Consider the following 14,669-nt stretch of genomic DNA (forward strand, 5'->3'; position numbering starts at 1 on the left):
GGCCGACACTCATGGATATGCGCAAGAGCGGTCTGGTCAGCAGCAACGATTCGGGTTCGTACTCGGACCTCAATCGCCTGAACCAGCTCAAGGTCGGTGACAAGAACAGCGATGCGAACATGCGCAAAGTGGCGCAGGAATTCGAATCGCTGTTCCTCGGTGAAATGCTCAAGTCGATGCGTTCGGCCACTGAAGCGCTGGGCCAGGACAACCCGCTCAACACGCCGGCAGCCAAGCAGTATCAGGAAATGTACGACCAGCAACTGGCAGTGTCGTTGTCGCGCGAGGGCGGTGGTATTGGCCTGGCCGACGTGTTGATGCGCCAGATGTCGAAGAACAAACCGATGGCGCCGGGTGAGGCTGCAGCGGCGTCCGCCGCCAAGCAGGAAGAAGCCAAAGCCAAGGCCGCCGCCGTGGTCACCCCGGTGGCCGCCGGCACTGTCGCCACCCACGGGCCGTTGTCGCGCCTCAATGGCGAACGTCCGTTGTGGGCATCGCGTTCGGTGAATGCGCCGAACACCGATATCTCCCACCGTAATGACATGGCGCTGATCAACCAGCGTCGTCTGGCCTTGCCGCCGAAACTGGCCGATCGGTTGCTGGCCGGTCTGGTGCCGTCGGCCACGCCGACCGCCGCCAGTCAATTGCCGCAACGCGCCGCGACCGCCGCCACGACCGGCGCCGGACCGCTGTACAACGGCGACTGGCTGGCACGTGCCGAAAACGAAAAAGCCTCCAGCGGGTCGATGCAGGTCTATGGCCGCGCAATGGCGCAGATTCCCTTGGCGCCGGCGAAAAAAGCCTTCAGTTCTGCCGACGAATTCGTCAACACCATGCTGCCGATGGCCAAGGAAGCCGCCGACCGTATCGGCGTCGATCCGCGCTATCTGGTGGCGCAGGCGGCACTGGAAACCGGTTGGGGCAAATCGGTCATGCGCGCCCAGGATGGCAGCAGCAGTCACAACCTGTTCGGTATCAAGGCCAGCAGTAACTGGAAGGGCGATTCGGCCCGGGCGATCACCAGCGAATTCCGCAACGGGGAGATGGTCAAGGAGACGGCCGAGTTCCGTTCCTACGCTTCGTACAAGGACAGCTTCCACGATCTGGTGACTTTGCTGCAGAGCAATAATCGCTATCAAGATGTGCTGAAGTCGGCCGATAACCCAGAACAGTTTGTACGCGAGTTGCAAAAGGCCGGTTACGCCACCGACCCGAACTACGCGAGCAAGATTTCGCAGATTGCCAAGCAGATGAACGTTAACCAGAACTACGCTGCGGCGGGCGTTTCGACAACGCCTCTATAAAACATACAGTAAGGTTTGAACCATGAGTTTGCTCAACATCGGGATGTCGGGTTTATCCGCTAGCCAATCTTCTTTGATGGTGACGGGCAACAACATTGCCAACGTCGATACGGCCGGGTACTCGCGCCAGCAAACCGTGCAGAATTCAAAAGGCTCGATTCAGAGTGGCAATCTCTGGATCGGCACCGGTACCACCCTGGCTGACGTGCGCCGGGTGTACAACAGCTACATTGATGCCCAGTTGCAGACCACCACTTCGCTCAACAGCGATGCCGCGGCGTACCTGGGTCAGGTCACCCCGCTGGACAAGTTGCTGTCCGACAGTGGCACCGGCCTCAATGGTGCACTGACCAAGTTCTTCGCCTCGGTGCAGAACGTCAACGCCAAGCCGGGTGACGATGCTTCGCGGCAGTTGCTGCTCAGCGATGCGCAGGCCCTGAGCGCTCGCTTCAACTCGGTTTCCAGTCAGTTGAACGCGCAGAACCAGGACATCAACGGCAACCTGTCGAGCATGGCCGATCAGGTCAACAAACTGGCGTCCACCGTGGCCCAGTTGAACCAGAAGATTTCCGAAATTTCCAACGCCGGCGGCCAGCCCAACGAGCTGCTCGACGCGCGCAACGAGACCATTCGCCAGCTGTCCACCTTCACCGGTGCGCAGGTGGTCGAGCGTGGCGGCAACATGGACATCTACCTGGGCAACGGTCAGCCGTTGGTCATGGGTGGCACCGCCAGCAAACTGGAAGTCACGCCAACCAAGGCCGACCCGTCGCGCATGGGCATCCAGATCAACAACGGTTCGACTTCCATCGACATCACCTCGGGCATTACCGGTGGTGAAATCGGCGGTCTGCTGCGTTATCGCAGCACCGTGCTGGACCCGGCGATGAACGAACTGGGCCGCGTCGCGCTGGTCGTTGCCGATCAGATGAACTCGATTCAGGGCCAGGGCATCGACAAGAACGGTGACTTCGGCGGCAACCTGTTCAACAGCATCAACACCGCGGCCAGCATGGCTTCGCGCAGCACCGCTACCATTGGCAACAGTGCCGGTTCCGGCAATTTCGATGTGAGCATCAAAGACTCCGGCAAGCTGACCATCAACGATTACAAGGTGACCTTCACCAGCGCCACGGACTACACCGTGCAGCGGCTGCCGGAAGGCACTGCGATGGGCGCGTTCAGCACCACCACCACCCCGGCTCCGGTGATCGACGGCTTCTCTCTGAATCTCACTGGCGGCACGGCAGCGGCGGGCGACACGTTCAAGATCACCCCGACCCGCAATGCCGCAGCCAACATCAAGACCGAGATGACCGACTCCAAGCGTCTGGCCATCGCCGCTCCGTTGGGCGCCGCCATTGCTCCGGGTGGCAGCGGCACGCTGACCATTCCGGCCAGCGGTCAGCCGACCCTGACCACCAAGTTCGACATCTACGACCCGACCACCACCACTGCGATGCAGAACGGCATGAAGTACTCGACGCCGGTCAAAGTGGTGTTTGGTGATCCGTCGGCAGATGGCACCAGCCAGGGCTATCAACTGCTGGACGCCAAGGGTGGCGTGCTCAGCAGTGGCACCATCAAGCCGGGCCAGACCAACACCCTGAGCCTGAGCATTCCGCTCAAGGACTCGACCGGTGCGGCGATTCCACCGGCGCCCGCCACTCAGTACACCGTCAATTTCGACATGACCGTTGCCGGTTCGCCAGGCAAGGGCACGGCGGTCAACGTCAGCCTCAGCCAGCCGGGCACGCTGGACAACCGCAACGGCGGTGTCCTCGCTGACCTGCAGACCAAACAAACCGTCGACACCGGCTCTGCCAGCAAAGGCATTTCGCTGACCGATGCTTACGGCAAACTGGTCGAAGGCGTCGGTGCCAAAGCCGCTCAGGGCAAGCTCGACAGTGCCGCCACCGATGCGATTCTGGCCAACGCCAAGGGCGCCCGTGACTCGCTGTCCGGTGTCGACCTCGACGAAGAGACCGGCAACCTGGTCAAGTTCCAGCAGTACTACACCGCGTCCTCGCAGATCATCAAGGCTGCGCAGGAAACCTTCAGCACACTGATCAACAGTCTTTAAGGAGTCGTAAACCATGCGCATTTCTACTGGCCAGTTTTACGAGTCCTCGGCAGCCAACTACCAGAAAAACTTCGCCAACGTGGTCAAGAGCAGCGAAGAGGCGAGCAGCCTGGTTCGCGTCAACACCGCGGCAGACGATCCGGTGGGTGCCTCGCGTCTGCTGCAATTGGGTCAGCAGGCTTCGATGCTCGATCAGTACGAAGCCAACGCCACCACGATCAAAGGCACTCTGGGTACCGCTGAAGCGGTGATGACCAGCATCAACAACGTGCTGCAGCGTGCCAAAGAGCTGGCCGTGAGTGCCGGCAACGCCGGTTACACGGACTCCGACCGCCAGGCGACTGCCTCCGAGCTCGGTCAGATCGAAGAGCAACTGCTCAGCCTGATGAACAGCAAGGACGAGAACGGCAAATACATTTTCGCCGGCTCCAAGGGCGACACCGTGCCGTTCACGCGCAATGACGATGGCACCTACGCCTACAACGGCGATCAGGTGACCCTCGACCTGGCCATTGGCGACAACATGAAAATGGCCACCAACACCACCGGCTGGGAAGCCTTCCAGCAAGCCGTCAATACCAGCCGCAGCCAGGTCACCATGACGGCGCCGGCGGTCAATGACAACCGTGTGGTGCTGTCCAACGGTCAGGTGTCGTCGAATGTCAGTTACAACAGCAAGTTCCGCAGTGGCGAACCGTATAGCGTGTCGTTCGTCAGCGGCACTCAACTGAAAATCACGGACTCGGCCGGTAACGATGTCACTGCCGAAGCCAGCCAGGGTGGCGCGTTTGAACCGGCAAGCACGGCTGGTCAAACGGTGAGCTTTCGCGGCGTAGACCTGACGCTGAACATCAACCTGCAAGCGGGCGACGTACCGGGCACCGTTCTGCCAGGTCATACGTTCACCCTCGCGGCCAAGCCTGACACCTTCACCGGTACCCGCAGCCCGGGTAACCCGTCGTCGGCGCAGATCACCGGCAGCAGCGTGACCAACTCCACGGACTACAAGGCCAGTTTCCCGACCGGTTCGGCGGTGATGAAATTTACCAGTGCTACTGCCTTCGATCTGTACGCAGCGCCGTTGACTGCCGACAGCAAACCGGTGTCGAGCGGCACCGTGGTCGCCGGCGTCGCCACTGCATCGGGTGTGAGCTTCAACATCAGCGGTACGCCGGCGGCCAACGATCAGTTCAGCATTGCCGTCAACACGCACGAAACCCAGAACATTCTGGACAGCGTGAACCAGTTGAAAAACGTGCTCAACACGCCAACCAACGGCAATGCCCTGGCGATCCAGCAGTTGCAGGCCGGTCTGGCTTCCGGTCTGGGCAACCTCGCCAGCGGTACCGATCAGCTGTCCAGCGCGATCAGTTCGGTCGGTGGTCGTGGCTCGTCGCTGATGACCCAGAGCGATACCAATCAGTCGCTGGTACTGGCCAACGCACAGACACAATCGTCGATCCGCGATTCCGATCCGGCCGAAGTCATGACCCGTCTGACTCTGCAACAAACCATGTTGCAGGCTTCGCAACTGGCCTTCAGCAAGATCGCGCAACTGGGCTTGTTCAACAAGATCTGAGTCTGTGCCTGTCGAGCTGCCAACCGTCTTTTCCTAAGCGGTTACGGGGTCTCTGCCTGAATAGGGCAGGGGCCCGCCGCTCGAGAGTTCCCCGCCGTGAATCAACACCCCCTCGTCAGTATCGTCATCCCCGCCTTCAACCCGCGCTTCTTCGATCAGGCGCTGCTGAGTGCGCTCGCGCAGACGTACGAAAACGTCGAGATCGTCATATGCGATGACTCGGCCGATGAGCAGATTCGCCAGATTGTCGAGTCGTTTGCCGAGCCGGCTCATCCGATCCGTTACCTGCGCAATCCGCAGCGACTTGGCTTGCAGAAGAACCTGCTGCGCTGCGTCGAAGCGGCGCGGGGCGAGTTCATCAAGGTGTTGTGCGATGACGATCGGCTGTTTGCACCAAGCATCGCATTACAGGCGCAGGCACTGATCGAGCATGCCGATGCCAATCTGGTGTTCGCCCTGCGCATGCTCAGCGACGCCGGCAACTTCCTTTTGCCGCCGCGGGTCGAGAACTGCCGTTTCAGCCCGAACGATGCCTTGTTCAAAGGCGATGACATGCTGGCGATCTTCGAATCGACGCCGCTGAACTTCGTCGGTAATTTCAGTGCGGCACTGATGCGTCGCGCCGATGTGCTGGAACTGCTGCCGGCCTTGATTCAGGAGGGCGCCGGTTTCGTCGCCACGCTCGATTTTGCCTTGTTCGTGTGCTTGATGCGTCGTGGCAATTTTGTCTCGCTCAGCACTGTGCTGAGCACCGAGCGCCTGTATCCGGAGCGTCTGAGCAAGACCCCGGAAATGCTCAAGGCCGCCAAGGTGGAATGGGACTGGCTCAAGCAAATGCTCGCCGCCCGCAGTGGTGAAGCGGCGCCCGCCGCCGGCTGGGTGCGTTACATTGATCTGGCCAATACCGGTGACTTGCCGCACGCCTGGCAGGAGTTGTGCGTAACGCGCATCCTCGGCAACCGCAACACGGTGGTCAGTGGTCGTGTCGGTGCCGAAAGCGAAAGTTACGCCGACTTCTATCGTGAGTGGTTGTCGATTCGCCGCTTCAGCGAGGTCGAGCAACGGCTGATGCCGCAACGCATTGCCAGTTGGCCGATGCGTCCGCAGATCGTGCCGATTGTGATCGACAACGCTGGCGACAGTGCTGCGCTGGCCACGACGTTGCAGAGCATCAAGGCGCAACTCTATCCGGCGCAGGCGGTGGTGGTGCTGTCGGATGCGCAGTGCGAGGCTGATGAGCGCACGCTGCAGTTGCCGTTTCAGGCCGATTGGGCACAACAGCTCAACGCGGTGATCCCGCAACTGGAAGGCACCCACTGGTTTTACCTGTTGCAGGCCGGCGACACCCTGCGTGATTCGGCGCTGCTGATTCTGGCCGAGCGTATCGCCGGCACGCCGGGCTTGTTGTGCGCCTACAGCGACGAAGGCGCGCAAGTCGACGGCGAATCGACCGAACCAGTGTTCAAGCCTGACTTCAACCTCGATCTGATGCGCGCCTATCCGTATGTGGGGCGAGCGCTGGCGTTCGAGCGTCAGCGTTTCATGGCGCTGGGCGGATTTGATCCGGTCCATGGCGAACTGGCGCCGCATGATTTGCTCTGGCGCCTGGTGGAAGAGGCCGGTCCGCAAACCATCGAGCACATTGCCGAGGTCCAGGTGGAATCGAGCCTGACCTACGCGCAATGGCTGTCGCTGCCGCCAGTCATCGACTACAACGCGGCCGTCGTGACGGCGCACCTGCAGCGGATCGGGGTCGATCACCGCATGCGTCATGACGAATTGCCCCTGATCAACCGCATCGACTATCAGCATGCGACGCGCCCGCAGGTGTCGATCATCATTCAGGCCGGTGATTCGCTGCACGCCTTGCAGCGCTGCACCGAGAGCCTGATCGAGCGCACGGCTTATACCCTTTACGAAATTCTCATCGTCGATGCCGGTGTCACTGATTCGCAGATGCTCGAATGGCTGAGCGCCATGGCCCAGCTCGGGGCGTCGATGTTGCGGGTGTTGCGTTACGCCGGTGACAACAATCCTGCCGCGATCCGCAACTTCGCCGCCGAGCAGTCCCGTGGCGAATATCTGCTGTTGCTTGACGCGCAAGCGGTCATCTGTGAACGCGACTGGCTCGATGAGTTACTCAATCATGCCCAGCGTCCGGAAGTCGCCGTGGTCGGTGCGCGGTTGCTCAGCCCCGAGGGGGCTATCGTCAGCGCGGGCCTGATTCTGGGCCTGGCCGGGCCGGTCGGTGCGCCCTTTGCCGGCGAGGCGGCCAGCAGTCGCGGTTACATGCAGCGTTTACATGTGACGCAGAACTGGAGCGCGGTCAGCAGTCAGTGCCTGATGCTGCGCAAGCAGGTTTTCGAGGAGCTTGGCCAGTTCGATGAGGTGACTTACACCCATGGCTTGAGTGACGTCGACCTGTGTCTGCGTGCAGGCAAGGAAGGCTATCTGGTGGTCTGGACGCCTTACGCCAGTGTGGTGATAGCGCCGCAGACGGAGGCCGCGCCGTTGATCCTGCCTGAACAGGAGGAAGAGGCGTTCCATCGGCAGTGGATGAGTAAAATCATCAAGGATCCGGCGTACAGCCCGTCGCTCAGTCTCGGCGTGTCGAGCTTCAGTCTGGAACCGTCCCTGCGCAATAACTGGAACCCGTTTTGCAGTCGGGCGTTGCCGCTGATCCTCGGCTTGCCGGTAAACAGTTCGGCCGTCGGCCACTATCGCGTGACCGGACCCTTGGCCGAGCTGGAAAGCAGTGGTCGGGCACTCGGACGCTGGGCCTACGAGTCGCCGTCGACGGTCGAGATCGAGCGTCTGGCGCCTGACTCGATCATCCTGCAATGCCGTTACAGCGAAGGTGCGGTCAGCGACATTCTGCGCATTAAAAAGTACTCCAGTGCGCTGCGGATTTTCGAGCTCGACGACTACGTGGTCAGTGCGCCGAAGAAAAATACCCATGCCCGCAACAAGCCGGTCAACACCGAGCAGATGCTGCGCGAGGGCATTGCCCTGTGCGATCGCGTGGTGGTGACGACGCAGCCGCTGGCGGATGCGTTATCGAGCATGCACAGCGACATCCGCATTGTGCCGAACATGCTGTCACCGGAACCGTGGGCAACGCTGACCAGCCGTCGACGCACCTCCAGCAAACCTCGAGTCGGCTGGGGTGGCGGCACCAGCCACACCGGTGATCTGGAGATCATTGCCGATGTGGTGCGTGAACTGGCGAACGAAGTGGAGTGGGTATTCTTTGGCATGTGCCCGGAGGAATTGCGTCCCTATATCCACGAATTCCACTCGGCCATCAGCTTGCAAAGCTACCCGTTCAAACTGGCCAGCCTGAACCTCGACCTGGCCCTTGCACCGCTGGAGTTCCACATCTTCAATGACTGCAAGAGTAACCTGCGTCTGCTCGAATACGGCGCCTGCGGCTACCCGGTGATCTGCACCGACACCGAGGCCTATCGTGGCCATCTGCCGTGCACCAAGGTCTACAGCAACAGCACCGCAGAATGGCTGCAGGCGATCCGCATGCATCTCGCCGACCCGGACGCCAGCTATCGCATGGGCGATGAATTGAAAGAGGCGGTGCACCGCGATTTCATGTTGCGTGGCGATAACCTCAATCACTGGTTGTGGGGTTGGTTGCCGGATTGATCCGAGTTCACAGGACTTGGGCGCGGGTTTCGCCGCGGGTGGCAGTTATTGCGATAACCAGACTGTTCGCGGAAGTGATTTCGCCGACAGGTACTACTTGCCGCAAGCGTGTGTTTGCACAGCGTCAATGACACGGGGAGCGGCGTGCCCGACAACGGTGTGCAGTTCAATGACTGGTATGCCGGTTTCAACACCGTCGGGCACGTAGGTGTCATGAATGGCGTGATCGATCTTCCGGTGACGGGCGATGCGTTTGCCATGTTCGGTTGATGTGTTGACACCCTGACAGGCGATGAAGGGATGAATCCACTGTCGGATTCATCCCTTTTTTTTGCGCCTGAAGCTCGGCGACGCAACGTCTGCGGAGCTGGCGCGTTTCCTGCAAGACCCTCGCAAATCGCCATAAAACGAGCGCTCGCAGCTATTTTGCCGCGCCCAGTCAGGCAAAGGTTTAGCCAGAAGGCCTGCAAACGCGGGTCGAACCCGGTGAAGAACAAGAGGGGAGACGATGAAGGCAGTTATTTTGGCGGGTGGCCTCGGCACGCGCATCAGTGAAGAGTCGCACCTCAAGCCCAAGCCGATGATCGAGATCGGCGGCAAGCCAATTCTCTGGCACATCATGAAGCAGTATTCCGCCCACGGAATCCACGACTTCGTGATCTGCCTGGGCTACAAGGGCTATGCGATCAAGGACTTCTTCGCCAACTACTTCCTGCACACCTCCGACGTCACCTTCAACATGCGCGAAAACCGCATGGACGTGCACCAGAACTACAGCGAGCCGTGGAGCGTCACGCTGATCGACACCGGCGAGGAAACCATGACCGGTGGCCGTCTGCTGCGTGCTGCGCGTTATCTGCAAGATGAAGAGGCGTTCTGCTTCACCTACGGCGACGGCGTTTCCGACATCAACATCGCTCAGCTCGTCGATTACCACAAAGCCCACGGTCGTCTGGCGACCGTCACCGCCGTGCAGCCGCCCGGCCGTTACGGTGCCCTCGAGCGGCAAGGCGATCAGGTGCTTGGTTTCACCGAAAAGCCGCGCGGTGACGGTGGCTGGATCAATGGCGGGTTCTTCGTGCTGTCGCCGAAAGTGCTGCCGTACATTGCCGATGATTCCACCACCTGGGAAGCCGAGCCGTTGGCGCGGCTGGCTGCGGACGAACAGTTGAAAGCCTTCGAGCACGAAGGGTTCTGGCATCCGATGGACACCCTGCGCGACAAGAACCATCTCGAAGCGCTGTGGCAGAACGGGGAGGCCCCATGGAAGCAATGGGCCTGAGTGCGGATTTCTGGCGCGGCAAGCGCGTACTGGTTACCGGTCACACCGGTTTCAAGGGCAGTTGGCTGACCCTGTGGCTGCAAAGCCTCGGCGCACAAGTCAGCGGTTTTGCCCTTGATCCGTCGACCGAACCGAGCCTGTTCGAACTGGCGCGCGTCCACGAAGGCATCAACGATCAGCGCGGCGATCTGCGTGATCTTGGCGCCTTGCTGGAAATCATCGCCGACACCGAGCCGGAGATCGTTCTGCACCTGGCCGCGCAGCCACTGGTGCGCGAAGGTTATCGCGACCCGCTCGGCACCTATTCCAGCAACGTCATGGGCACGTTGAACCTGCTCGAAGCGATTCGTCAGGTCGGTTGCGTGCGCGCCTGCGTGCTGGTGACCACCGACAAGGTCTACGCCAACAAGGAATGGTTGTGGCCATACCGCGAAGACGAAGCCCTCGGCGGGCATGATCCTTACAGCAGCAGCAAGGCTTGCTGCGAACTGTTGGCGCAGTCTTACGCGGCCTCGTTTTTCCCGGCCGACAAGTACGCCGAGCACGGTCTGGCCCTGGCCACCGCGCGCGCCGGCAACGTCCTCGGTGGCGGTGATTTCGCCCCTGAACGCCTGATTCCCGATGTGCTCAGAGCCTGGACGGCAGACGAGCCGGTGACCCTGCGTTATCCGCAAGCCGTGCGCCCGTGGCAGCACGCGCTGGAGCCGCTGGCCGGTTACCTGCAACTGGCTGCCGGCCTCTACGAACAAGGCCCGGAATACGCCGGGGCATGGAACTTCGGCCCGGGCGAGGCGGACATGTGCAGCGTCGGCGAAGTGGTCGAATTGCTCGCCAACCGCTGGCCGCAGGCGCGCGGTCTGCGCATCGAAAAAAGCGAATTGCACGAAGCCGGCCTGCTGCGCCTGGACAGCAGCCGCGCCCGCCAAGTACTGGGCTGGCAGCCGCGCTGGACGTTGCAGCAATGCCTGACCCAGACCCTCGACTGGCATCTGGCATGGCAGAACGGTGATGACATGCGCGCCGTGACCCTTGGCCAACTGAACCTGTACCGAGGCGCGCTGTGAGCGAGTTTTCCCTGAAGGCATTGCCGCTGGCCGGACTGTTCAGCGTCCAGCACAAGCGTTTCGAAGATCAGCGCGGGCACTTCGCCCGGCTGTTCTGCGAGGGTAGCCTGAGCGCGTTCGGCCGCGAATTTCACATCCGCCAGATCAACCATTCCTGCACCCGCGAGCAGGGCAGTGTGCGCGGTCTGCATTATCAGAATGCCAATGCGCCGGAAGCCAAACTGATCACCTGTCTGCGCGGTGAAGTGTGGGACGTGGCGGTGGATCTGCGCCCGGACTCCGAGACTTTTCTGCACTGGCACGCCGAGCACCTCAAGGCTGGCGACGGTCGCAGCCTGCTGATTCCGGCCGGGTTCGCCCACGGTTTCCAGACCCTGACAGCCGACGCCGAACTGCTTTACCTGCACAGCGCTGATTACGCGCCGGAGCACGAGGGCGGCTTGTCGGTGAACGATCCACGGCTGGCGATCGCCTGGCCGTTGCCTGTCAATAATTTGTCAGCGCGTGATTCCAGCCATCCCGCGCTCGATCAACACTTTGCTGGAGTGCGTCTATGAACTGCCGTGGGTGCGCCGCACCGCTGAGCCTGCCGCTGATCGACCTCGGCACCTCGCCACCGTCCAACGCCTACGTGCACGCCGATCGCCTGGAACAGGCCGAGCAATGGGTGCCGTTGAAGGTTGCCGTGTGCCAGCAATGCTGGCTGGTGCAGACCGAGGATTACACCCGCGCCGACAGTCTGTTCGACGCCGAGTACGCCTACTTCAGTTCGTTCTCCAGCACTTGGCTGGCCCACGCCGAGCGTTATGTCGCCGAGATGGTCGAGCGCTTTGGCCTGACGGGCGACAGTCGCGTGGTTGAAGTCGCGGCCAACGACGGTTACCTGCTGCAGTACGTCGCGGGTCGTGGCATCCCGTGCCTCGGCGTCGAGCCGACCCGCAGCACCGCGCAAGCAGCCAGGGAAAAGGGCCTGGAGATTCGTGAACTGTTCTTCGGTCGTGAGACGGCTGCACAGCTGCGCAGCGAAGGTTGGGGCGCCGACCTGATGGCCGCCAATAACGTGCTCGCCCATGTGCCGGATATCAACGATTTCCTCGGCGGTTTCGCGACGCTGCTCAAGCCAACCGGCGTAGCGACGTTCGAATTCCCGCAACTGCTGACGCTGATGGCTGGCGCGCAGTTCGACACGCTGTATCACGAACACTATTCGTACCTGTCGCTGACCGCCGTGCAGACCCTGTGTGAACGCAATGGCCTGGAAGTGTTCGACGTCAGTCAGTTGAGCACGCACGGCGGATCGCTGCGGGTGTTCGTGCAGCGCAAGGACGGCCAGCGTCGTGCGGTGCAGCCGGCGGTGCAACAACAGCTGCAAGCCGAGCTGGAGGCCGGGGTGAAAACCGCCGGCTACTACGCGACCCTCGCCCCCGCCGCTGAACGCATCAAGCATGACTTGCTGCGCTTTCTGTTGCAGGCCAGGGCCGACGGCAAACGTGTGGTCGGCTATGGCGCCGCCGCCAAGGGCAACACCTTGCTCAACTACGCCGGGGTCAAACCCGACCTGCTGGCCTGGGTCGCCGATGCCAACCCGCACAAGCAGGGCAAGTTCCTGCCGGGTAGCCGCATCCCGATTGTCGCGCCGGCACAGATCGACATCGAGAAACCGGATTACGTGCTGGTGCTGCCATGGAACCTGTTGCACGAAGTCAGTCAGCAACTGGCTCAGGTGCGGCAATGGGACGGGCGCTTCGTGATCGCCGTGCCTGAGTTGAAAGTCCTGTGAAAGTCCTGGTAACCGGGGCTACGGGCTTCGTCGGCCGGCATCTGGTGGCGGCGTTGCTTGCTCGTGGCGACGCCGTTCGTGCCGTGGCGCGCAACGTAGAAACCGCACAAGGCATGCCGTGGATCAATGACGTCGAGTTCGTTGCGGCGGATATTCACGCCGCCGAACTCGATGTCGCCGCGCTGACCGAGGGCATCGACGTACTCGCGCATCTGGCCTGGCCGGGCCTGCCGAACTATCGGGCGCTGTTCCACTTCGAGCACAACCTGATGGCCGACTACCGTTTTATCAAAGGCGCGGTCGAGGCGGGTGTGCGGCAAGTGTTGGTCACCGGCACCTGCTTCGAGTACGGCCTGCAAAGCGGCCCGCTCAGCGAAAGCGTCGAGCCCCAGCCGAGCAATCCTTACGGTCTGGCCAAACACACGCTGCACCTGTTTTTGCAAAACCTGCAGCAGGAAATGCCGTTCACCCTACAGTGGGCGCGCCTGTTTTATCTGCATGGCGAAGGGCAGAACCCCAACAGTTTGCTCGCAGCGCTGGACCGGGCGATTGATGCCGCAGACGCGTCGTTCAACATGTCTGGCGGTGAGCAATTACGTGACTTTTTGCCGATTGCCACCGCAACCGCTTACCTCGCCGCGATCCTGCAGCAGCGCGACTTCGACGGTGTGATCAATTGCGCCAGTGGCCAGCCGGTGTCGGTGCGTTCATTGGTCGAAGAACGCCTGCGCGAACGCGGCGCGGCACTGAATCTGAACCTCGGTCACTACCCTTACCCGACCCACGAACCGATGGCGTTCTGGGCGGTGACCGAGCGTTTGCAACAGCTACTGGGAGAGCCGCAATGAGGCACGAGTTGTATCGGGTCACCGACCTGCCGGTGTTGCAGAACCGCACCTTCGCCGACCCGGATTCGGCGAAAGCCTCGGCCAGCGCCGACATGCTGCTGGTGCAGGATGAGCGCAGCGGTCTGATCTTCAACGCTGCGTTCGATGCCGACAAGCTCAGCTATGACGCCGACTACCAGAACGAGCAGGCGCATTCCGGCCAGTTCCAGCAGCACCTGCGCGATGTCGAAGGCATCATCGCTAAACACTTCAAGGGCCAGGAACTGATCGAAGTCGGCTGTGGCAAAGGCTACTTTCTGGAGTTGCTCAAGGGCCTCGGCTATTCGATCACCGGCATCGACCCGGCCTACGAAGGCGACAACGCCGACGTGATCAAGGCGCCGTTCACCCGTGGCCTTGGCCTGGCGGCGGACGCCATCGTGCTGCGCCATGTGCTGGAACACATCGAAGACCCGGTGAGCTTTCTGTCGGTGATCGCCGAAGCCAATCAGGGCGGGCAGATCTACATCGAAGTGCCGTGCTTTGACTGGATCCTCGAGCACAAGGCCTGGTTCGACCTGTTCTACGAACACGTCAATTATTTCCGCCTCGATGACCTGCGCCGGATGTTCGGCACCGTGCACGAGGCCGGCCACCTGTTCGGTGGCCAGTACCTGTACATCGTTGCCGACCTGTCGACGTTACGCCTGACCCCGGAACAACCGGTGCCACGCCTGACGCTGCCGGACGGGTTCACCGCCAGCCTCGATCGCGCCGTGCAGATCATTCAGTCTGCCCCCGAGCAGGGTTCGGCGATCTGGGGCGCCTCTTCCAAGGGCGTGATCTATTCGCTGTTCCTGCAGCGCGCCGGTGTGGCCGTAGACCGTGTGGTGGATATCAACCCGGCCAAACAGGGGCGTTATCTGCCACTGAGCGGCGCGCGGGTGTCCTCGCCCCAAGAAGCGATGGACGCGCTGCCCGAAGGCGCCCACCTGTTTGTGATGAATTCCAATTACCTCGAAGAGATCAAGCGGATGACCGGTGGACGCTACGTCTATCACGCCGTCGACAGCGCTTCGTTTCAGTGACCCTT

11 protein-coding genes are annotated in these 14,669 nt (G+C 61.5%); all 11 read left to right on the forward strand.

Going from position 1 to position 14,669, the window contains the following annotated elements; translation table 11 throughout:
- The first annotated feature begins 11 nt into the window (after nucleotides 1-11).
- The 11 genes from flgJ (at nucleotide 12) to PseuLF5_RS09610 (ending at nucleotide 14,664) form a co-directional block, all read left to right on the forward strand.
- Nucleotides 12-1,304 (forward strand): flagellar assembly peptidoglycan hydrolase FlgJ, encoded by a 1,293-nt coding sequence (flgJ, locus tag PseuLF5_RS09560; protein WP_340133398.1) that lies wholly within the window; start codon nucleotides 12-14, stop codon nucleotides 1,302-1,304.
- A gap of 22 nt (nucleotides 1,305-1,326) precedes the next feature.
- On the forward strand, nucleotides 1,327-3,387 hold the full coding sequence (gene flgK / locus PseuLF5_RS09565) for a flagellar hook-associated protein FlgK (protein WP_123465698.1): 2,061 nt from the start codon (nucleotides 1,327-1,329) through the stop codon (nucleotides 3,385-3,387).
- A gap of 13 nt (nucleotides 3,388-3,400) precedes the next feature.
- A complete protein-coding gene (locus PseuLF5_RS09570) occupies nucleotides 3,401-4,966 on the forward strand; it encodes a flagellar hook-associated protein 3 (RefSeq protein ID WP_340133399.1) in 1,566 nt (521 codons plus the stop codon).
- A gap of 96 nt (nucleotides 4,967-5,062) precedes the next feature.
- Nucleotides 5,063-8,623: a glycosyltransferase gene (locus PseuLF5_RS09575; protein ID WP_340133400.1), complete on the forward strand. Its 3,561-nt coding sequence runs from the start codon at nucleotides 5,063-5,065 to the stop codon at nucleotides 8,621-8,623.
- Nucleotides 8,624-8,767: 144 nt separating this feature from the next.
- Nucleotides 8,768-8,893 carry a hypothetical protein gene (locus PseuLF5_RS09580; protein ID WP_259741327.1) on the forward strand — a complete coding sequence of 42 codons (126 nt, stop codon included), beginning with the start codon at nucleotides 8,768-8,770 and terminating at the stop codon, nucleotides 8,891-8,893.
- A 238-nt stretch (nucleotides 8,894-9,131) separates the two neighbouring features.
- The gene (rfbF, locus tag PseuLF5_RS09585; RefSeq protein WP_123465704.1) at nucleotides 9,132-9,905 is read left to right on the forward strand and encodes a glucose-1-phosphate cytidylyltransferase; all 774 of its coding nucleotides are present in this window, start codon (nucleotides 9,132-9,134) and stop codon (nucleotides 9,903-9,905) included.
- Nucleotides 9,887-10,969 (forward strand): CDP-glucose 4,6-dehydratase, encoded by a 1,083-nt coding sequence (rfbG, locus tag PseuLF5_RS09590; protein ID WP_222833428.1) that lies wholly within the window; start codon nucleotides 9,887-9,889, stop codon nucleotides 10,967-10,969. The genes rfbF and rfbG overlap by 19 nt, the downstream gene beginning before the upstream one ends.
- Nucleotides 10,966-11,526, forward strand: coding sequence for a dTDP-4-dehydrorhamnose 3,5-epimerase family protein (locus PseuLF5_RS09595; protein ID WP_186748313.1), 561 nt, complete (start codon nucleotides 10,966-10,968; stop codon nucleotides 11,524-11,526). Before rfbG ends, PseuLF5_RS09595 begins: the two co-directional genes overlap by 4 nt.
- Nucleotides 11,523-12,749 (forward strand): class I SAM-dependent methyltransferase, encoded by a 1,227-nt coding sequence (locus PseuLF5_RS09600; protein ID WP_267804798.1) that lies wholly within the window; start codon nucleotides 11,523-11,525, stop codon nucleotides 12,747-12,749. The genes PseuLF5_RS09595 and PseuLF5_RS09600 overlap by 4 nt, the downstream gene beginning before the upstream one ends.
- Entirely contained in the window at nucleotides 12,746-13,597 is an 852-nt protein-coding gene (locus PseuLF5_RS09605; RefSeq protein WP_186748315.1) for an NAD-dependent epimerase/dehydratase family protein, read from the forward strand. Before PseuLF5_RS09600 ends, PseuLF5_RS09605 begins: the two co-directional genes overlap by 4 nt.
- The gene (locus PseuLF5_RS09610; protein ID WP_340133401.1) at nucleotides 13,594-14,664 is read left to right on the forward strand and encodes a class I SAM-dependent methyltransferase; all 1,071 of its coding nucleotides are present in this window, start codon (nucleotides 13,594-13,596) and stop codon (nucleotides 14,662-14,664) included. Before PseuLF5_RS09605 ends, PseuLF5_RS09610 begins: the two co-directional genes overlap by 4 nt.
- The last annotated feature ends 5 nt before the right edge of the window (nucleotides 14,665-14,669 follow it).

This window comes from Pseudomonas sp. LF-5, from assembly GCF_037626295.1.
Classification (GTDB): domain Bacteria; phylum Pseudomonadota; class Gammaproteobacteria; order Pseudomonadales; family Pseudomonadaceae; genus Aquipseudomonas; species Aquipseudomonas monsensis.

Coding starts and splice junctions, on each gene's coding strand:
- flgJ (WP_340133398.1), top strand. CDS start 12: ATGGATATGCGCAAGAGCGGTCTGGTCAGCAGCAACGATTCGGGTTCG.
- flgK (WP_123465698.1), top strand. CDS start 1,327: ATGAGTTTGCTCAACATCGGGATGTCGGGTTTATCCGCTAGCCAATCT.
- PseuLF5_RS09570 (WP_340133399.1), top strand. CDS start 3,401: ATGCGCATTTCTACTGGCCAGTTTTACGAGTCCTCGGCAGCCAACTAC.
- rfbF (WP_123465704.1), top strand. CDS start 9,132: ATGAAGGCAGTTATTTTGGCGGGTGGCCTCGGCACGCGCATCAGTGAA.
- rfbG (WP_222833428.1), top strand. CDS start 9,887: ATGGAAGCAATGGGCCTGAGTGCGGATTTCTGGCGCGGCAAGCGCGTA.
- PseuLF5_RS09600 (WP_267804798.1), top strand. CDS start 11,523: ATGAACTGCCGTGGGTGCGCCGCACCGCTGAGCCTGCCGCTGATCGAC.
- PseuLF5_RS09610 (WP_340133401.1), top strand. CDS start 13,594: ATGAGGCACGAGTTGTATCGGGTCACCGACCTGCCGGTGTTGCAGAAC.